The organism is Bdellovibrio sp., assembly GCF_047637665.1.
Classification (GTDB): domain Bacteria; phylum Bdellovibrionota; class Bdellovibrionia; order Bdellovibrionales; family Bdellovibrionaceae; genus Bdellovibrio.
Map to the genome: position 1 here is coordinate 176951 of NZ_JBLJBT010000016.1, position 18553 is coordinate 195503.

The window sequence follows — 18553 nt, forward strand, 5'->3', positions numbered from 1 at the left end:
TCGAAATATTATCTCCATTTCATGTTCAGGGCTTCTCAATTATATCGAGTGAGGGTTTGCTCACCTGAATCTATGTTTTCAGTGCTTTCCACTATATACAGCGGTCGCCCTTTTATTTCTCGATATACTTTGCTTATGTAAATACCGAGAATACCAATAGATAACAGTTGTATTCCTCCAAAAAACAAAATGATGACCGTGAGTGACGTCCAGCCGCGTATTGAGAAACTTGGATCGGCTATCTTCTTTATGATCAATGTGACAGCAAGAAGGAAGCTGATAAAGGTGACGAATACCCCAGCTAGGCTTGAAAAATATAGAGGCTTCTCGGTAAATGAGGTCAAGCCATTCAGTGCGAAGTTTATATACTTTTTAAGAGAGAACGTCGAAACTCCTGCGTATCGTTTATCTCTTTCATATTCTACGCCAATCTGTGAAAACCCCACCCAGGCGACCATGCCTCGGTAATAGCGACTTTCCTCTTTCATTTGTTTAAGTGCCTCAATAACGACCCTATCTATTAAGCGGAAATCGCCAGTATCGTTGGGGATCTTTGTGTCACTTAAGCTGCTTATTGTCCGATAGTACATCTTCGCAATTAATTTGAAAAGAAAGCCAACGCCTTGGCGCTTTGGGCGAACTCCGTATACGACCTTGTACCCTTTGTCCCACTTAGAAATTAAATTCAATATTATTTCTGGGGGATCTTGCAGATCATCATCAATAATGACGGCAATGTCGCCTCGTGAGAAGTCAATCCCAGCAGTAATGCCGATTTGATTTCCGAAGTTCTTTGAGAAATTTATCACTTTCACTGAAGAATCAAACTTTGCGAGGCCTCTAATTTTTTCTAATGTGTTATCTGTGCTAAAATCATTAACAAAAATTATTTCATGGCTGAATCTTGGGGCTAATGAGACTAAAACGCTCTTTGTTCTACGGTAGAACTCCTCAATTCCATGCTCCTCGTTGTATGTAGGAACTATTACTGAAAGTAGTTTTGGTGCACCCTTTAGATGACTATAGTATTTAGTGAGTGATTTTTTAATATAGTCTCGATCAAAGTTGATCTTTAGATCTATGATAATGGATTTGATCTCAGATATGTCGATTTCAAAAGTAGTTCCTTTAGGAAGCTCGGTGAAGCTAGCCGAAACTCCTAGGAAATCCTCAATTATATGCACGACTTCAAGAGTAGAGGTTTGACGGGAGCTTGCGATGTTCACTATCTTATTATTGTAAGTGTTGCGCTTGAGTAGTTCCCCAACAATATCGTGAACGTCATCAATATCAATAAAGTTTTTTCTGGCATTGCTCCAAAGTTCAAAATGTCTTTTTTCTGAAATTGCACTGACATAATAGTTTATCAAACTTGAGTCGGCGTCGGATAGGCCTAGCACCTGAGGGAGTCGAACAATTAGGAAGCTTTTCGCTGTTTCTCGGATTTTTGATTCCATCCGTATTTTGTGTTTAGTGTACTCAGAGTGGAGTGTGTCTGCGTCTAGAGTGCTACAAGAACTAAAGTAAACAAAGGTCTTTTCAGGGTGGTTTTTCAAAGCGGAAGATATGGCGTGCTCTTCCTTCTGAAAGATAGTTTCATCTTTAATAGAAGAGTCATTAACGTTCCCTGCAAAGATTAAATACTTTGTCTGCAATGAGTAGTCTCTAAAACGATTTGCGATCATGCCTTCGCCAAATACCATACTCATATTATTATCTCCCTGAATTCTTTGAACTACTTTTTAACAACGGCAATTATGGAAACCCCAAATGGTAATCTAAAAAATCTGAGAAGATACAGCTCAAGTCCAAATATCTTGGTAAGGATATAGTTTACAAATTTATTAGGCATGTCCACATCCGATGCACCATCTCTTTTAAGAAGATTATTTATCTTTCGAACGATATAGACGATCGGAAATAGTAATGTATTAAAATATGAAATGTCTTCTACGGTAAACCCAGATTGGATGAGCTTCTCGTGTAACTCAGTGAGCGTGTATCGACGTTTGTGCTCGTTAACCTCATCAAATGGTGACCAGAGAAACATATATGCGGGAACCGTGATGATGGCTTTGCCGTCGTCAGCAAGTAGGTTGCGAATTTTCTTTAGAGAGTCTACATCGCGATCAATGTGCTCAATAACGTCTAAGGCAGTAATGAGATTAAAGAAGCTTGTTTGATAGGGGACCTGGTCCGGGAGTAATCCTTTTTCAACTTGGCCCTTAAAGATCTCCTTACTGAACGCAATCGCATCGTCAGACATATCCATGCCAAAAGTTTGCCCTATATTCTCAAGGGCATTCAGCATCAACCCACTTCCGCAGCCGATGTCTAGGATCTTTGCGTCCGCTTTAAGCTTGAGAAATCGTGAGATGAAATCAATAACAATTTTCTTCTTGGTAACAAACCACCAATGTTTTTTCTGAATTTCAAAAAAAATGCGGTACATGCTTATGTTCATTTGATTTCGTGCCTTTAGTTTGAGGTTGTGGGTAGTTCTTGAGCTACGTCTTTTGGCCGCAAGAAGATCGATGCTGTGATTAGGAATATAAATGTGATGACAATTTTAGGAAAGAAAAAGTAACGAGATTCGAACTGCTGAACGGTAAATATTAGAATATAGGTAGAAAACAACGCAATCGTAAGTAAAGTGAGTGGAAGCCAAGAGGGATGAGATCGAACTCGTCTCGTGACTAGCATAGCAGGCAAAGCCAAGAGCATACTTAGAAATGAACTATTTATAAAAAGATCAGACATAGAGGGCACTTCGTTTGGGGTCTTCCAGAAGCCACCTACAGAGGTATACCAAAATTTACCTATAAGACTGAGCTTAATTGCATACCATTTGCTCGGATTCTCAAAAAAAGTTTTAAAAAATAAGTGGCGAGCGTTTTCTCTATCATTACAGACGGTAGGGTTAATTCTGCAAACCAGATTCCCACCTCCGGTGACGACGAGGCTTCCGGACTTCTTTTCTAGTTCTTCCGGCGAGAGTACGGAGTTTTCAAATGTTACACCAGACGTCTGAGTCCAAAGTGGACTTCCTTGGTATTTCCAGTGATAGAGGCGCCAAGGGATAGTTGCTGTGTGTGCAACAACGATTGAAATCATTATCGATTTGCCTGCTGTACGAAGGGTTTGTGAAGTTTTTTTGATGTATAAGTACAGGCCCATCAGTAAGGCCCAACCAGTAATTCCCATTAGTATGAGTTCAAATTGAGATCTGAAGTAAGCGGATAGGGCTAAGAAAACCCCAGCCCATACTGAATACCAAACAGATTTCTTTTCGACGGACTTTATCGAGTAGAGCAAGGTAAGTAGAAAAAAGCCAATTGAAAAACTCTCGCCAAGTACGAGACCGATTGGTTGCAGCAAAAATACTCTGGAGACTGGAAACGCGAAAATTAGAAGAGGGACGCCAAAAGCGACATAACTCTTGGTTTGTACAGAGAAGAACTTGTAAAGGAGTGCTAACACCCATGAGAAGAGAAGAGAGGCTATGATCTGTAGGATTAAAATAATGGGAGTATTAATGCCGAATATCTTAACAATGGAGACCTCTAACAAGATAAATCCCGGAGGCCATAGATTTAAAATCCACGCATTGTTCGGGCTGATCCAGCCATTTTCATAAATATCAAGGGCTGCGGTGGCAAAGGAGCCAGGATCATGTATTCCGACCGCTGTAGGAATTTGACTCAAGGTTGTAGTGAAGGCATTCGGTTGTTCATTTATGTCATGAACAAATAGTGCCATTGGCAGCAATATTATAAAGTATAACAAGTATATAGCTAAGAGGTTATTTGTTTTAAACTTCATTCCTTAACCTATGGGGATTTTTCTTTTGTTTGATTGTCGGTATCATTCCATAGTGGGCTTACCAGTCAAGGGATTTTCCCAGTGAAGTGGAGCTATAATTTAGCTTAGCTATCTTGCTGAAGGTTGTCATGTGCGAGTCGTTATTGTTCAAAAACTTCCGGCAGATTGGATGTTGCCCAAAGCTCAAATGCTTTCCCCACCCTATAGCTTCCGTATTCGGAAAGGTGACCATAGTTGTCCCTAAACAATGGGTTGCCATCGCGAACAGCAGAGCACATTTCGTCTTGACAGAAAATCTGATTTTGATCGAAGACGAGCACCTTAGGATTTTTTTTAAGCATTTTCTCGAGTGACTTCATAAATCCATTGCTCAGAGTATCTATTTTTTGTTTTTCGATATCACAACGATTTGTAGCTACTTTCAATGGACGTTTAAAACAGCTTTGAATGGAGTAGCCAAGATCGACGAGGGGGGTAAATATAATGGCTCGAATTCCTAAGCTCTCCAAAAAATTGATTCGTTTCCTTAATATCTCAACGTCTTCTTCGGTAAGGTTTGGGGGTATTCCGGATAAAATTGCGAATTTTGTAGTCTTTGAGCGTAGTAAGATAGAGTTGATAAAGTCCTGCTCCTTCTGGGCTCTATCTCCTGAGCAGGGGTCGTCCTGAACCTTGTTGTGGTCGTTTTCAGTGGGGCGCAATATGAGGTTGCAGGCGCCGATTGAAAGAACGCTGTGATGATTCAACTTAGTATTATCCACTATACCTGGAAATAGTTGGTTGGCGTAACTGTTGCCCAAGAGGATCAGAGTTGGGTCCTTTTCCTTGTTTGCAATGCAAAACCACCAGCGATAATGGGCAGAGGGGGAATAGGGATACATGGTGTTACATATTGCATTGGAACTGAATCGCCATAATGGTCCTGAAAACTGCGAGTAAATCTTATGGTGTTCAAGATCTTCATGTCTAAAGTCATTCCCCTTCTTGGAATAGCTAAAGGCGCCGAGTCCACCAACTATAAGCATGCCGAATACAAGGGCTGGAATGGTGAATCTACCAAAGACCTTTCTTTGTCGTATTGGATTCTCAATGTAACGATAGGTTAAACCGGCAAGTGCAAAGGAAAGTACCAACGCAATGACTCTTGCTTCGCGACTTGGCGTGGTCCCCTCGATTATATGCATAAATGAAAGTATGGGCCAATGCCAGAGATAAAGTGGAAAACTAATTAAGCCGATCGCTACCAAAAATTTATTCGATAGAATACGTCTACTTACCCAGGAGTTTTCTCCAAAAAGAATCAAAATGGCCGTTCCGGAGACTGGCAACAGGGCCCAGAACCCGGGGAAGTGATTGTATTTATTAATTATCCATAGTGACGAGATAATTAAAGAAAGGGCAAGAGTCGAAAGCGCCTCTTTTAGGACCTGAGAACGGAAAAATATTGACTCTTGAGGGAGTCTGCCTAGGAAGAAGGCTAAAGATCCGCCGGTCAGGATCTCCCAAAAACGATATTGCGGAAGGAAAAACGTGCCACTGGGATCGATCCGTACGTTGAGAACACCTAAAGCGAATGAGATTGTGAAAATAATCAGGGTGATTTTAAGAAGATTCAGTCTTAGTTTCCATCCAACCCAAAGCAGTGTGGGCCATATAATATAGAACTGTTCCTCAACTCCGAGCGACCAGAGATGAAGTAGAGGTTTATATTCGGCACTATGATCAAAGTATCCACTTTCGAAGTATAAAATTATATTCGAAATAAAACTGGCGCCCGAGGCAATATGCTTCCCAAGAAGTGCTCTCTCTTGATTGAAGAGAACAAAGAATCCAACGGAATAGGCAACAACTAGCATCAGAAGGAGCGATGGAAATATGCGTAGAATTCTGCGGGAGATGAACTCATCAATCTTAAAAGTTTCACATTCAATTCCCTTAAGAATTATCGTGGATATTAAAAAACCAGATATAACAAAAAAAACGTCGACTCCTGCGAAGCCTCCGGCGAAATGCCCTGGGAAAGCATGAAAGCCCAATACCATAAGGATCGCGATGGCACGCAGTCCGTCAATATCGCTTCTGTATTTCATGTCTGGTAACCTTTGAAATCATCGGAATTCCTGGTCGGTCAGCAAGATTTGCGCCCCAACTTTTGCGCTGTTTTTGAAGTTAAATAAGTAATTAAGTCGTGCTACTGCGATCTTCTTTCGCCAAAAGTCTTTCCCTGGAGCCTTCAGCGCTTCGATTCCTTCCTCTATTGCAAGATGATTGGGAATCACTGTGCCGACGATACTTCGTGCCTCGTCCTCGATGGAGGGTAGGGGGTACTCTTTCCAGCATTTAGTGTTGATTTTTCGCGGAGAGTCAATAAATAGAACGGGGCGCTCCGTTGCAAAGGCATATTCAAAAGCAACACCTGACCAGTCCGATATCAAAAAGTCAGATTCAAAAAAGGACTGATTGGATGTTCGCGAGTCCTCAATAGTTAAGCCATCAAACTCGAGAGCCAAAGCTTTTAGCGTGTCCATGGTTTTCTCATCATGGTCAAATGTTAGTGGATGAGGCCGAATGAATAGTTTTTTTACGTATTTTATCGAGAATATTGTACGAACGATCTCTTCAGCATGAGCTTTGAGAAGGTTGTCCTCATGCCAGGATGGGGAGAAAGAGATAGTTGTACAGTCATCTTGTGATAATGAACCGCGGGAATCTCGATCTTTTAGATATTGGTCATATTGTTCTGCTAGCGCATCAATTTTGGGGTAGCCAACTTCAAAGACGGTGGGTTTTTTTAGTTTTCTTAGTTTGCAAATCGCATCTATTTCTTTGACGTGGTGAGGACCGCAAGCGAAAAAATGAGTGTAGGAATCGAATGCGTCATCTCCATAGACGACATGCATGCTGACCATAGAGTGGTATATGTGAATTAAGTTGGTGCCTAGGGGTCTACTCGATTCATGAATGTGAGAGGCTGCTGTAAGGAGATTCCTAATTCTTAAATCAGCCTGGAAAAACCAATTAATATTCTCAATGAGAATCACAAAGAGATTTCTATTCTTCTGTGACAAGGCTGGATGGTTTTTGGAGCTTACTACCAAGATAACATTTGTTTCAGTTGTTAAGTTATCGATGTATGGTTTACTGAAGCCATAGTGAATTGGGTGGAGGTCAAAAAAAGCGTACTTCACGCCAAAGAGCTTCTTAATCAAATGAAACTTAATTAATCCAATAGAGCATCGTCTTTTGTACGAATCATCAAGGTACTTTTCGTGAAGTTCCGAATACCAACTTTTTAACTTGGAAAAATGGCTATTAAAGATCACATGGGCCTTCTATATTCTTGCAATACATCTGCCGATGTTTGATTTTTCTCCGGCAAACTGGGCAAAGCTATCACTTTCGTTTTCGAAAATTATTTTAAACCCTAAATCTTTGAGTTTGTCACATAATTGATCATGTTTAATATATCTGCGAAAATGATTTCCAAAGGTCTTCTTGTTTTTTTCATCCGACGTGGTTCTGTATTCGAATGCAAGGTAGGAGCCATGTGAGAGCATAGTTGAGGCATTTTTAAGTAAATCTGCTTCCTCCTGGCTATCTAAAGCATGGAGTAGAAAGCGTCCGTAAACCAAGACCGGCGAGTTCAGAGTTAGATTTAGAATATCATCGACATTGGGGGCGAATATTGAGTTTATAAAGTTAATATTGGGTGCTTGGTGTCTTTGTTTGCAATAGGCAATTGCTTCGGGTGAGGTGTCAATCCCAACTACAGTTTGAAATAACTTTGAGAGAAAGATGGTGTCTCTGCCATTCCCACATCCAACTTCAATAAGACGAGATACAGGTAATTTTTGCGCAGAAATGAATTTCGCAAATTCAGAAGGATCTTGTAGTTGCTTCTCGTGATGATTCTTATAGAATTCATTCCAATACTTTATTTCATCTGCTTGATTTTTAAATTGACTATCTTTTGGCATATTTGTCCTTTTATACACTATTTAAATGCAATGAATAGGTGTCTACGAAAATCTTGTTCTGTAATACTCGATTGCCTCGTCTGGTCTGCCCCGGAAAACGATTTGCCCTTTGCTGACGACAATGACTTCCTTGCATAGATTTTCAACAAGCTTTAAATCGTGTGAAACAAAGACAAGAATCTTAGCCATCTCCAACAATGTATTCATTCGCTTTTTCGCTTTCTCCATAAAATGAAGATCGCCAGCGGAAAGCATTTCGTCGAAGACAAGGATTTCGGGTTCAATGCTGGTGGCAATGGCAAAGGCCAACCGGACAGACATTCCAGAACTATAATACTTAATTGGCACATCAATAAACTCTCCTAATTCAGAGAATTCAATGATTTCTTTTTCTTTCCTGGTAATTTGCTTTTTTGAAAAACCTAACATGTAGCCATTAAGGTATATATTCTCTCTTCCCGAAAACTCAGGATTAAATCCAGCTCCTACTTCGATAAGAGGCTGGATATTTCCCTTAACGTTTATGGTGCCGCTAGTGGGGTGTAAAACGCCCGAAATAATTTTTAAAAGCGTGCTCTTTCCTGCGCCATTTGGTCCAATGATGCCGACTCTGTCGCCTTCTTTTAGATGTAAATTAATATTACTTAAGGCCGCCAATTTATTTTCTTTTAGCGGGAGATTGGTCCTTTTTCTCTTTAAGAAATTAATTAAAAACTCTTTAAGGTTCGTGGTTTTATCATAATAGAGATCATATTTGAGACCGACATTATTTAATTCAATTTCATACATAAAATGACCTAGAGTTTGAAGATGATACGATTATCAAAGTGTTTGATCATCCAGTAACCTACGCCAATGGTCGCGAGAGATGTGAAGAATGAGACCGCATAGTGTTCGTTTGGCGCCAGAACTCCCTGTGTAATCGGAATACGGATGGTTTCGATAATGTGATAGAATGGGTTAAAATTAATTAGCTTTTGTATTTTTTCTGGAAAAGTCTCAAGGCGGTAAATAATTGGAGTCAGGAAAAATGAGGCCTGCATAATCGGCGGCATGATGTAGGATAAGTCACGGAAATAGACTCCACCTATCGCGAGAATGGCACTTGCTCCGAGCAATGTAATGAAAAGTAGTATGATAGCCAAAGGAACTGTGAGTAGTGCTGCTGAAGGGGAGATTATTCCAAGCAGGAGTCCAAGGGCGAATAGGGTTATCCCTGTAAAGAAAAAATTGGTCAGCTCATAAAGACAGGTGTTAAGCACGTAAATGGATTTTGGTAGGTAAATCTTTTTAATGTACATCTCATTGGCGAGCATGATGTTGGGCGCCCGCAAAAGGGTGACAGAGAAGGCATTAAATACAACTGCCCCTGTAAAAAAATATGCAAAGTAGTTATGATCCGTAATGCGTGAAGCATACTTAAAGACGTAGGCAATAATCATGTATTGCAGAAGTGGGGCAATGATTGTCCACAGGAAACCAACGAACGAGCGTCGATATCGTAGGCGAAGGTTTGTCTCAACATAGCTGGAGATCACGTAGCGATACTTGTAGATGTGCTTTAGATCTATTTTAATACAACTATATAGATTCGCAAGTGCCACTTGGGAGTTCACCTTCTTTAGTTTGATCAGATGCCTATGTTCTCTTCCACTCCAGACTAGCGTCTGCGAACAGCGGGATTTAGATAATCGAGCATATCATGTTAAATGTGTAGTAGGAAGTGTAGGGCTTGCACGCAGCGCCACGGGAGTTTATTCAGAACGGAAATGAGCCCAAGCCAGCTTAAGAGGTCTGAGTTGTGCAAGTAAGGCAACGCTGTAGGAGAGGTACGTGCCGGTTACACCGGCATATACGCCCAAGTCTTTTGTGAAAAGAAGAACTATTCCAATATTAATTGCTCCCGCAAGGAGATTAGTCATTGAAGAGAGCTTTGAACGGTGGAGTCCTATCCAAATAGCCTGAAAAACAGCGTAAAATCCAGCCAGAGGAATGGTGAATAGAAGTGAGTTCATAATGGGCATAGAGGGTTGAAAGTTCGATAGTCTTGCCACAGGAAGTAGGTAAGAAACTAGAGGGGCGGTGATGGCTATGAATATGCTTGCTGGAAGCACATAGAATAAGCTCTTTTTAATGAGTTCATCTGCTCCTTTCCACGATGTGGCCGTGAGTTTTTCTTGTAGCTTAATCTGCATGACGGTAAAGGGGAAATAAAAGGTCGCCAGAATTTGGAGCGCGAAGCTATAGTGTCCAAGCTCCTCCCTAGACGTCTGAAGCCCAACTATAAAGATGGCTAACGGAGGAGCAGACAAGGCAAGACTATCTAGAAAAGGCCATTTTGCTGACCGTAGCATGCTTTTTAAGATATCAAAAAGGCCGTAATCGGACGTGTTCAGAGAAGTGTTCGAGTACTTGAGTAGAAGTAGATATTCTGCATAAAAAATGGCAAAGCTAGTCAGGCTATAAAGGAAGAGAAAAGTCTTGAGAGAAGCGCCGAAGAGTCCCGAAACGCACAGCGCCATTAGTTGAAGAGTTCGCGAAATGAAGATGGCCTTGTCATGCACATGAGTAATCTGTTGCGCCGAGTAGAGAAAGTTGGACATGTTCTGCCAGGTATAGAACGGCAAAACACCAAAAAAGAGTAAAAACTCTATTGGGTGGTAGTCTTCAAAAAGCTCTTTTGAGCTGAATGTGAGGGCAATCAAAAGCAAAAGAATAAGGGCGGAGATACTCAAGATATAACGCACAATTGTTTTATAGTAGAGAATAGCCTTATGAGGATTTAAGGAGACAAATTGATAGGTGGTTCTTCCGAGCCCCAGAGACAATAAGAGGGCCAGCGTTAGGTAAAAGGACGTTAAGAATGAGAAAATGCCTCGTCCCTCCGGGCCGTATAGATAAGATGATAGCAGGAAGATTCCGAAGGCGGAAAAGATCGTGGTCGATCGCAATAAGACAGAGAAAAGAAATTTGAGAGGCATCAGGTGGCTTTACCTCTCGAAAACTTGTCTTTGAATCTTAAGGCGGGCTTCTCGATCATTTTCCAGCTGAATATCGCAAGAGGTACCACAATGGTCATGCTCAGTAGAAATAGGGCGTAGGGGTTCGATACCGTTTTTGTATAGATGAGAGACTGTTGAATCGGCCACGATAGCACGTACACGCCATAAGAGATGTCATTTTTGAAGTTTAGATTTTTAATATACAACTTCGGATGATAACCAAATACATAGGCCGCATAAATGTATGCCAGCGCTCGGATGAGCCAGTTTTCAGTCAGATATAGTGACGCGAGGACCATGAAAGCTACTGGGATGCTAAGATAGAATTTATCTCTGTATAGATAGGCTAACATTCCTGAGCCAAAACAAATTGGAAGGCTTAGGGTGGCCGAGCTATAGGTGCCGGCCCCAAAAATGTGTGGAAAAACCTCATTAACAACAAAATCAACCTTGAGCAGGACCATGAATATAGATAGCGCTGTAAATCCCACGAGGAGAAGGCGGTGTTTGAAGAAACCGAGGAGTCCCATTATCATAACAAGAAAGTAGAGATGAAATTCAATGGGTAACGTCCAGAGAGAACCATTGGGGCCGGTATAGGGCAATCCAGTGAAGGCATCGCTGTAGAAATAAAATTTAAAAAAGGTTCCCCCAATTAAATAACCCCAGTTGTTTACGTCAGCGAACATCGAGAACCCCTGGTTTCGCACAATTTGGCTCACAAGGATAACCGTTATAAGATTAGCGAAGCAAAGACCCGGGAAGATTCTCAAGCAGCGAGCCAGAAGATAAGACTTCCAGTTGCTTTGTCGGCAGAAACTTTGGGTGATCAAGAACCCCGAGAGGCCGAAAAATACAGCAACTGCGAGGAATCCGAAAGTTGAACTGTTGATGGTTGGCAGAAACTCATAGTGATATCCGGTCAGCATAGCAAAACTATGTCCAAATGTGACTGCGGTAGCGGCAATGAGGCGAACCAAATTTAGATTATTTTCTCGAGACGACGTATTAACTGCAGATAGAAACATTTTCCCCTCATAGCGTTCAGTTTAATATATGCACATCGTTATATGTTTTAGGAATCATTGACTGTGGGCGTTGGTGTATTATTTAGTCACTCTTTTACAATGATTAGGCAGGAAGGCCTTTGTGGAGATTTCGATGAAGACTGTGTTGGTAACTGGTGGTGCTGGTTTTATTGGGAGTGAGTTGGTGAAGCATCTTCATAATAAGGGTTGTCGAGTGCTTGTTTTGGACTCACTGACTGAACAGGTTCATGGCTTGGATCCGAAGTCGACATCTGCGACTTTTGCGAAGATTCAGGAGTTTTGTGAGTTTTTTCAAGGAGATGTCAGAGATCGAAATATGGTTCGGAAGCTTGTCGCCCAATCTGATGTCGTGGTTCATCTGGCAGCTGAGACTGGTACCGGTCAGTCAATGTACGCAATTTCTAACTATTGTGATGTGAATATTCAAGGGACTGCAATTTTGTTGGAGGAGATTTTCTCCTGCCCTCGAAAGATCGAAAAAATTGTGGTTGCCTCCAGTCGAGCGATCTATGGGGAAGGCAAGTATAGTTGTGTAAGTCATGGCGACTTCTTTCCTGAGATGAGGCTGGATCATGATATGGCAAAAGGAGTGTTTGATCCATTGTGCCCCAAGTGCCATGAGCCCGGGATGGCTGTGCCGACCACAGAAGATTCTCCTGCAAAACCCCAGTCAATATATGGAATAACCAAGTTGACCCAGGAAGAGTTGGTTATCAAGGGAGCTCGCGCAGCTCAGATCCCGGCAATTGCTTTGAGATTTCAAAACGTCTATGGCCCAGGGCAATCTCTTTCCAATCCCTACACAGGGATTCTTTCGATTTTTTCGACGAGAGCTCGCAATAACAACAGTATTAACATATTTGAGGATGGATTGGAGTCGCGGGACTTTGTTTATATTGATGACGTTGTTGAATCTCTCTCGTTGGCGGTGTTCTCGAATCTAAAATCTCAGGAAGTATTTAATGTCGGTTCGGGGAAGTCGACCAGTGTGAAAATGGTCGTGGAGAAGATCGTTGGTTTCTTTAATGCGAGTTCTACAATAAGTGTTACTGGGGCCTATCGTGTTGGGGATATTCGCCACAATATGGCAGACCTTTCTAAGGCAAAAAGGATTCTTGGATTTGAGCCCAAAGTTGAGTTTTCTGAGGGAGTCGTTAAGTTTTTAACCTGGGCGCTAAAGCAAGAGTCCGTGAAGGATGATTACGAAAAGTCGTTGAAGGAATTAAAAGACAGAGGGCTTCTTAAGTAGATATGAAAAAACGAATTCTCCTGATTGCACCTGAGTTCTTTAATTATCACAAACTTATAATAGCTGGGCTTGAGGAGTTGGGCTGGGAGGTCGTTTTCGTTCCAGACAGACCTCCGGTGAGTTCTCTAAAGAAAATTGGTATTCGGAAGGCGCGATTTCTTTTTGAGTCTTCTCTGAACTCATTCTACGAAGACAAGCTAAAGAAGGCCGGTCGTTTTGATCGAGTTTTAATTATTAAGGGGGAGTGTGTCACTCTTAAGACTTTGCGCCGGATTAGGGAATTTCATTGTGACGCTAAAGTAACGCTCTATCTTTGGGATGGAATTAATAATGTTCCCGGTGGGTTTTCTCTGAGTCAGGCGGTTGATGATGTGTTTTCGTTCGATACCCACGATTCGAGAAAGTACGGATTCGGGCTGTTGCCTCTTTTCTACACTAGGAATAAGGGGGCCTCGATTGCAAATGGGGAAGAACAGTGGCTTGTTTCATTTGTGGGGAGCATTCACAGTGATCGCCTCAAGGTCATTTCCCGCGTTCGGAATTGCCTAAAAAGACCAGACTCAATGTTTGTATTTGTATATTTCCCTAGCCGAATTCTGTATTGGTTTCGAAAGATATTCGATACTAGCTTCAGAAAATTCTCTGATGAGGAGCTAAGTCTGATCTCCATAAATAAGGCAAAGGTTGAGGAGGTTTTTGTTCGATCAAGAGCGGTTTTGGATATTCAGCATCCAAAGCAAACAGGTCTAACTATGAGAACAATTGAAGGGCTCTCCGTAGGCAAAAAGCTGATTACGACCAATGACACTATTGTGGATTATCCTTTTTATGATCCTGCTAATATTCTAGTCGTGGATAGGAATAACCCAGTTATCCCAGAGGAGTTTTTTACGACTCCAGTTGCAACTGATAAGGTTGCGATGATGGAAAGTTATGAGCTTCGCAACTGGATTCGAAAAGTTCTCTCTATTTCGTAGGTTTTGTCTTGTGCTTTTTCAGGGATATAGCAAAAATCAGAGCTAAGGTAGCTAGTCCCACCAGAATCAAAATGGCACTGAGAGATCGCAGTTCTTTAAGGTAAAGACCTATTCCGATAAAGACAAATGAGAACAAGTAAAGCAGCAGGCTTATGTGAATGTGTGATAAAGAGAGATCTAGCAGGATGTGATGAATATGATTTCTGTCTGCGGCAAAGGGGCTCTTTTTGTGAATGATGCGGTTGAAGAAAACTCTTGTCATATCAAGTAGTGGAATGAGTATTGCGCTAAGTGCTACAGCCGGAGCTGCTTTGATATAAAAACTGGAGTTTTCAACTCCGGGAAGCCGGTTGTTTTCAATAAACTTAATTACTAGAATTGATATTATAAAACCGATCATCATTGAGCCGGTATCGCCCATGAAAATCTTCCCGTGTTTGAAATTGAAGATTAGAAATCCAACAAGAGCGCCACTTAAAGAAAATGCGAGAATGCTCAATGAGGCAGCGCCAGTCAGGGCGAACCAAGAACCAAAAAATAGGGCAGAAATAAGCCCCAATCCGCCGGCGAGGCCATTGACTCCATCGATAAGATTAAATGCGTTTATAAGTGCTACGACAAACAAAAAAGTTATGGCAATCCCGGTGAGGGGGGAAATATCAGTAATTCCTAACATGCCCCATAGGCTGGTGATTCGTAGGCTGCCAAAAACCGTAATCAAGAGTGCACAGATAAGCTGAACGCCAAGCTTTTTTAGGGGTGATAGCAACAATATATCGTCTTTGATTCCCGCAAAGAACAGCAAGATAAGGGCTGAGTTCATGAATTTAATATCGCTCGCATTTACGTAGTCGCTAAATGCTGAATAAGCGAAAATGGTTCCTGCGAAAATAGCGACCCCCCCTAGGGTTGGGGTCTTCTGAGAGTGAACTTTTCGGTTTGAGTCTGGCTCATCCATAAGATGTTTGATGGCCGCAACCTTAATTATAATGGGAATTGAGAACGCAGAGAACAGTAAGGAGACTATAAAAGGCCAAAACGTATTAAATAGCATTGCTGAATTCTATTTTCATTGGGTGTAATCAGGCAAATAAAAAGGCGCAATGCCTTCGTTCGTGAGCGAGCTCCTTTTTAGGATTTCTTGGGCGCGTCAAATGAAGAGAGTAGGGTTTCTAAGAAGTCAGGGTTCCTTTGGAGAAAGGAAAAGATCCGTTTTGCAGATAAAATGACTAATACGAACCCAAGCGTCGTCCATAGGAAGAACTGAGGTGCAAACCCAAAAAACACTGCACAATATGAAAATCTTAAAAAGAGGAGGAGACTAAAAAGACTTTTCTGGCGCAAAAGGGCTTCAGCTGAGAGTTTGAGGATAAGATATTCAGCTATGATGCAAACTAAGACGCCGAGAGCACCAAATGCTAAAAAAAATGGCATTGCTTCCGTTCCGACGTTAAGCCTTGGGGAAACCAGGAGAGGGCCCCCTGTGGAGTTGAATCTCTTCCAAAGGGGAATAACTTGAGCCTTGAGAAATGAAGGATCTGAAATCGCGCAGGTGTCCTGCATGGCTAAGTTATAAATGGGTGAAGCTGCATAAAGAATCAACCATTGGAGTGACTGGGGGAGGTCACGAACATGCTGGCTCACGGGAAGATATTCAGGGACTTTGCATGCGGCAGCAACGTCCTTAACTCCCATAAGAGTAATCTGAGTGGTTCGTGAATCCGTGTAGGTACTAACAATGCCGTTGGAGCCACTCCGGATCTCTCCTACTAATGAAAAAACTCCGACACATAAGAGAGCCAGAGACGCGGCAATGAGTTTCTTTGCCTTTGGCGTAACGCGCGTCCAGTTCAGAATGAAAAAGACAATTGCGACCGAAAAAAGTGCCATTAGAAGACGATTTCTGTCCAAAACAAGGACTGGAAATATAATTGACCAAAAAAACATTCCAATTCGAGTCCATGTGGGAAAAATCTTAATTAGGCTAAGTGGGGCAAAAATCCATATTAGCATGCTGATATGTCTTATGCGTGCTTCATATTCGTTGAAAATTGAATATCTAGTTCTATCTCCTAAAATGATGATTCCGTGTACGTAGAGGTCAATAAGTGTAAAGAGAAAAATCACCCCAATAAAAAGATAAAAGGTATTACTCAGTGCTGTTTGTTTGGAGATGTCGAGGTTAATCCCTTCAGCAAGGGGGGTGGCTCTACTTTCTTTGCTTCTAAGGTGATTAAATAGCTCTAGGAGAAATATGGCTCCGGCGCTGATTGTCATGAGTGCGGGTATACTGTTGTCAATACTGTGTATGGGAAATGTAAAGGAATATAAGAATAGAGAAATTGCGAGAGGTATTGCTAGAAATATTGTTCCACAAAATCTCAAAAGGGCCAAGGTTTACTCCAGAGTATCAATCGTTTGCAGAAAGTTACCCTATTTTCTTAAAAGGTGCCTGTTTCTTTTTTGGATCTACAGCGCGTTAATTCAAAAAGGTACGCCGTACCTTTTTGAATTGCAGACCGTAGTTGAATCGCAGTCTCTTTGATTGCTTGCAATCCCCCTGTCATTGCTTTTGTTTTATCCGTTGCTCAGAGTTTCCTATCCATGAAGACAGAATATTTCAGCCCTTGTTGCGGCGTTAACTATGCGCAAATCCTAATTAAAACGTGTTTTTAATATTGTATGGCTAATAGCCATACAAAAAGTATAATGCATGAAGAAGATCAACTCTTTGAAAAGCAAGAGGATACGAGAGCTCCGGGGTTATCTTATTGAAGAGGTTGTTTCGGAAGGGGTTCTTTTAGATGTTCGTGAGAACCCGAAATATCCGGATCAATATGTGGAGATATACTATTTTCGGGATTATGTTTGGGCGGTCATTCCCGGAGTAAATCCAGAGCGCTATATTACGATGTTTCTCAGTCGTAAGTTAAAGAAGGAGTACGGATTGTGAAAAAGAACAAGTTTCCCACAAAGAGCGAGTTAGAGAAGGATTTTGGAAGATGGAAGAGCGTAGGACGCGAGAAAATGGCAGAAGTCCGGGCTCGCAACGATGTTATCCGCACGGAAAAAGCCAAAAAGGAAGCCAAGTTCACAGCAAGGCTTACGCTTGAAGATTTTGACGGATTTAAGAGTGTCGCCGAGAAAAAGGGCATTCCCTATCAAACGCTTCTTAGTTCGATTATCCATGGGTATATCAATGGTCAGTTGGTCGACGTTGAAGAAATCCGCAAAGTTATTCCAGGTCTAAAATTAAAGAAACAAGTCGGATAAAGAGGTACGCCGTACCTATTTGAATTGCACGGCATTACGGGGTATCCATAATGCCGTGGTTGTCTTTTATTTCAACAGACTATATCCAAAGCCAAAAAGCCAAAGTAATTTTAGCAAGGCTGAGATGACCATATTCACCTTTCTAAGTTCTTTCGGCTCTGTGACTGTGAGACTTGCTTCCGCGAAAGCCACCATTAAAAGAAGCCAGCCGTATTCTTTTGTCGCAGTCGGGGAGAAGTTCTGAATAAGAAAAGCGATTATGAAGGCCCAGGAGGAAATTCTCACTTTGTGGGATAGAATTGGCCTCATTAGAACCCTCCAGTCCATCGGGATGGACCGTTGTTGATGACGATATCATACCGGGCACGACGAATTTGTTCTAGGTTGGGGCGCGAGGAGCGAGTGAAGTCGAAATCACGTCCTGAAAATTTATTTTTATCATTTTTGTTGCACTCAGGTCGTGTGGAGCAGGCGACACCTCCTAAAGCTCCGCCAACAACGGCTCCTCCAACTGCTGCTGCACCTGCCGTAGCGGGGCCTCCAGCAATGCCGATGGCGCCACCAGCTCCCGCTCCATTGCCGATCCCGTCGAGAATGTCACGAATGCATGAGCCAACACATTCGTTGTTTGAGTTGGCGACAATGTCGATATTCTTACGTGGATTGAAGGGCTGTTTATCGGGGTGTTGAGGAATTCGCTTTTGAGGCATCGCGACTCCCACTTCGGTAAAGATATTTCTAAGGAGGTGCTCCTTTCGAGGATCCTTTTCCATCCAGTAGAGCTGTCGCGCGGGTTCTAGAAGTCCTAGCTCAAGACCTTTGACTTCTGAGTTTCGCAAGATCTGATAATAGATTTGGCTTGAGTTTGAACTGAGGTCTTTCTCACTAGCATACTGGGCGAGCTTTTCGATGGCTTGATATACTTGGGCCTTTGTTGGTTCTACGGTAGTGGCTTGGCTTAGGTAGCCGTTCAGTAGTGTGAGTATAAAGAATAGGTATTTTTTCATATTGCCCCCTTGGCTTTATTGTTCTGTTAAGGGGGATAAGCAAAACTGGGGACAGGGGTTACGGCCCTCACGACTATTATATGCGTTTTGAGGCCAACAAATTCGCAGTTTTAAGAACGAGTCGGTTTCGAATCTCGGATTTTGGACGAGAGCCGGCCGGATCGCTGCGCTGCAATTCAAAAAGGTACGGCGTACCC

At 42.0% G+C, this 18553-nt stretch carries 17 protein-coding genes; 4 read left to right on the forward strand and 13 right to left on the reverse strand.

The features are described 5' to 3' along the window. Nucleotides 1-35: 35 nt before the first annotated feature. The 10 genes from ACM64D_RS04770 to ACM64D_RS04815 form a co-directional block, all read right to left on the reverse strand. Complete coding sequence (locus tag ACM64D_RS04770) at nt 36-1709, reverse strand: glycosyltransferase (protein ID WP_415062043.1); 1674 nt, start codon at nt 1707-1709, stop codon at nt 36-38. 26 nt (nt 1710-1735) lie between these two features. Next, nucleotides 1736-2452: a class I SAM-dependent methyltransferase gene (locus ACM64D_RS04775; protein ID WP_415062044.1), complete on the reverse strand. Its 717-nt coding sequence runs from the start codon at nt 2450-2452 to the stop codon at nt 1736-1738. Nucleotides 2453-2478: 26 nt separating this feature from the next. Beyond that, entirely contained in the window at nt 2479-3759 is a 1281-nt protein-coding gene (locus ACM64D_RS04780; RefSeq protein WP_415062045.1) for a hypothetical protein, read from the reverse strand. A gap of 203 nt (nt 3760-3962) precedes the next feature. Next, nucleotides 3963-5912: an acyltransferase family protein gene (locus tag ACM64D_RS04785; RefSeq protein ID WP_415062046.1), complete on the reverse strand. Its 1950-nt coding sequence runs from the start codon at nt 5910-5912 to the stop codon at nt 3963-3965. Nucleotides 5913-5930: 18 nt separating this feature from the next. Continuing rightward, nucleotides 5931-7145 carry a CDP-glycerol glycerophosphotransferase family protein gene (locus ACM64D_RS04790; RefSeq protein WP_415062047.1) on the reverse strand — a complete coding sequence of 405 codons (1215 nt, stop codon included), beginning with the start codon at nt 7143-7145 and terminating at the stop codon, nt 5931-5933. A gap of 9 nt (nt 7146-7154) precedes the next feature. Continuing rightward, nucleotides 7155-7799: a class I SAM-dependent methyltransferase gene (locus ACM64D_RS04795; RefSeq protein WP_415062048.1), complete on the reverse strand. Its 645-nt coding sequence runs from the start codon at nt 7797-7799 to the stop codon at nt 7155-7157. A 42-nt stretch (nt 7800-7841) separates the two neighbouring features. Continuing rightward, nucleotides 7842-8588 (reverse strand): ABC transporter ATP-binding protein, encoded by a 747-nt coding sequence (locus ACM64D_RS04800; protein WP_415062049.1) that lies wholly within the window; start codon nt 8586-8588, stop codon nt 7842-7844. An 8-nt stretch (nt 8589-8596) separates the two neighbouring features. Beyond that, complete coding sequence (locus tag ACM64D_RS04805) at nt 8597-9337, reverse strand: ABC transporter permease (protein ID WP_415062050.1); 741 nt, start codon at nt 9335-9337, stop codon at nt 8597-8599. 216 nt (nt 9338-9553) lie between these two features. Continuing rightward, nucleotides 9554-10546 (reverse strand): hypothetical protein, encoded by a 993-nt coding sequence (locus ACM64D_RS04810; RefSeq protein ID WP_415062051.1) that lies wholly within the window; start codon nt 10544-10546, stop codon nt 9554-9556. A gap of 233 nt (nt 10547-10779) precedes the next feature. Continuing rightward, nucleotides 10780-11829, reverse strand: coding sequence for an acyltransferase family protein (locus tag ACM64D_RS04815; RefSeq protein WP_415062052.1), 1050 nt, complete (start codon nt 11827-11829; stop codon nt 10780-10782). A gap of 133 nt (nt 11830-11962) precedes the next feature. On the opposite strand from ACM64D_RS04815, the gene ACM64D_RS04820 reads away from it, so the two are divergent. Further along, the gene (locus ACM64D_RS04820) at nt 11963-13099 is read left to right on the forward strand and encodes an SDR family NAD(P)-dependent oxidoreductase (RefSeq protein WP_415062053.1); all 1137 of its coding nucleotides are present in this window, start codon (nt 11963-11965) and stop codon (nt 13097-13099) included. A 2-nt stretch (nt 13100-13101) separates the two neighbouring features. Further along, the gene (locus tag ACM64D_RS04825) at nt 13102-14076 is read left to right on the forward strand and encodes a hypothetical protein (protein ID WP_415062054.1); all 975 of its coding nucleotides are present in this window, start codon (nt 13102-13104) and stop codon (nt 14074-14076) included. Here ACM64D_RS04825 and ACM64D_RS04830 read toward each other — a convergent pair. Both ACM64D_RS04830 and ACM64D_RS04835 read right to left on the reverse strand, forming a co-directional pair. Then, nucleotides 14066-15130 carry a glycosyltransferase family 4 protein gene (locus ACM64D_RS04830; RefSeq protein ID WP_415062055.1) on the reverse strand — a complete coding sequence of 355 codons (1065 nt, stop codon included), beginning with the start codon at nt 15128-15130 and terminating at the stop codon, nt 14066-14068. The two genes, ACM64D_RS04825 and ACM64D_RS04830, sit on opposite strands and share 11 nt — an antisense overlap. A gap of 77 nt (nt 15131-15207) precedes the next feature. Then, nucleotides 15208-16353 carry a hypothetical protein gene (locus tag ACM64D_RS04835; protein WP_415062056.1) on the reverse strand — a complete coding sequence of 382 codons (1146 nt, stop codon included), beginning with the start codon at nt 16351-16353 and terminating at the stop codon, nt 15208-15210. 436 nt (nt 16354-16789) lie between these two features. Here ACM64D_RS04835 and ACM64D_RS04840 point away from each other — a divergent pair, with 436 nt between their 5' ends. Both ACM64D_RS04840 and ACM64D_RS04845 read left to right on the forward strand, forming a co-directional pair. Further along, a complete protein-coding gene (locus tag ACM64D_RS04840; RefSeq protein WP_415062057.1) occupies nt 16790-17029 on the forward strand; it encodes a hypothetical protein in 240 nt (79 codons plus the stop codon). After that, nucleotides 17026-17349 carry an antitoxin gene (locus tag ACM64D_RS04845; RefSeq protein WP_415062058.1) on the forward strand — a complete coding sequence of 108 codons (324 nt, stop codon included), beginning with the start codon at nt 17026-17028 and terminating at the stop codon, nt 17347-17349. The genes ACM64D_RS04840 and ACM64D_RS04845 overlap by 4 nt, the downstream gene beginning before the upstream one ends. 308 nt (nt 17350-17657) lie before the next feature. Here ACM64D_RS04845 and ACM64D_RS04850 read toward each other — a convergent pair whose 3' ends face one another. Continuing rightward, the gene (locus ACM64D_RS04850; RefSeq protein ID WP_415062059.1) at nt 17658-18356 is read right to left on the reverse strand and encodes a hypothetical protein; all 699 of its coding nucleotides are present in this window, start codon (nt 18354-18356) and stop codon (nt 17658-17660) included. Nucleotides 18357-18553 lie beyond the last annotated feature (197 nt).

What these genes read in the sequence shown, in the direction of transcription:
- ACM64D_RS04770 (WP_415062043.1), bottom strand. Translation starts at nt 1,709, where the DNA reads ATGAGTATGGTATTTGGCGAAGGCATGATCGCAAATCGTTTTAGAGAC.
- ACM64D_RS04775 (WP_415062044.1), bottom strand. Translation starts at nt 2,452, where the DNA reads ATGTACCGCATTTTTTTTGAAATTCAGAAAAAACATTGGTGGTTTGTT.
- ACM64D_RS04780 (WP_415062045.1), bottom strand. Translation starts at nt 3,759, where the DNA reads ATGGCACTATTTGTTCATGACATAAATGAACAACCGAATGCCTTCACT.
- ACM64D_RS04785 (WP_415062046.1), bottom strand. Translation starts at nt 5,912, where the DNA reads ATGAAATACAGAAGCGATATTGACGGACTGCGTGCCATCGCGATCCTT.
- ACM64D_RS04795 (WP_415062048.1), bottom strand. Translation starts at nt 7,799, where the DNA reads ATGCCAAAAGATAGTCAATTTAAAAATCAAGCAGATGAAATAAAGTAT.
- ACM64D_RS04800 (WP_415062049.1), bottom strand. Translation starts at nt 8,588, where the DNA reads ATGTATGAAATTGAATTAAATAATGTCGGTCTCAAATATGATCTCTAT.
- ACM64D_RS04815 (WP_415062052.1), bottom strand. Translation starts at nt 11,829, where the DNA reads ATGTTTCTATCTGCAGTTAATACGTCGTCTCGAGAAAATAATCTAAAT.
- ACM64D_RS04820 (WP_415062053.1), top strand. Translation starts at nt 11,963, where the DNA reads ATGAAGACTGTGTTGGTAACTGGTGGTGCTGGTTTTATTGGGAGTGAG.
- ACM64D_RS04825 (WP_415062054.1), top strand. Translation starts at nt 13,102, where the DNA reads ATGAAAAAACGAATTCTCCTGATTGCACCTGAGTTCTTTAATTATCAC.
- ACM64D_RS04830 (WP_415062055.1), bottom strand. Translation starts at nt 15,130, where the DNA reads ATGCTATTTAATACGTTTTGGCCTTTTATAGTCTCCTTACTGTTCTCT.
- ACM64D_RS04835 (WP_415062056.1), bottom strand. Translation starts at nt 16,353, where the DNA reads ATGACAATCAGCGCCGGAGCCATATTTCTCCTAGAGCTATTTAATCAC.
- ACM64D_RS04840 (WP_415062057.1), top strand. Translation starts at nt 16,790, where the DNA reads ATGAAGAAGATCAACTCTTTGAAAAGCAAGAGGATACGAGAGCTCCGG.
- ACM64D_RS04850 (WP_415062059.1), bottom strand. Translation starts at nt 18,356, where the DNA reads ATGAAAAAATACCTATTCTTTATACTCACACTACTGAACGGCTACCTA.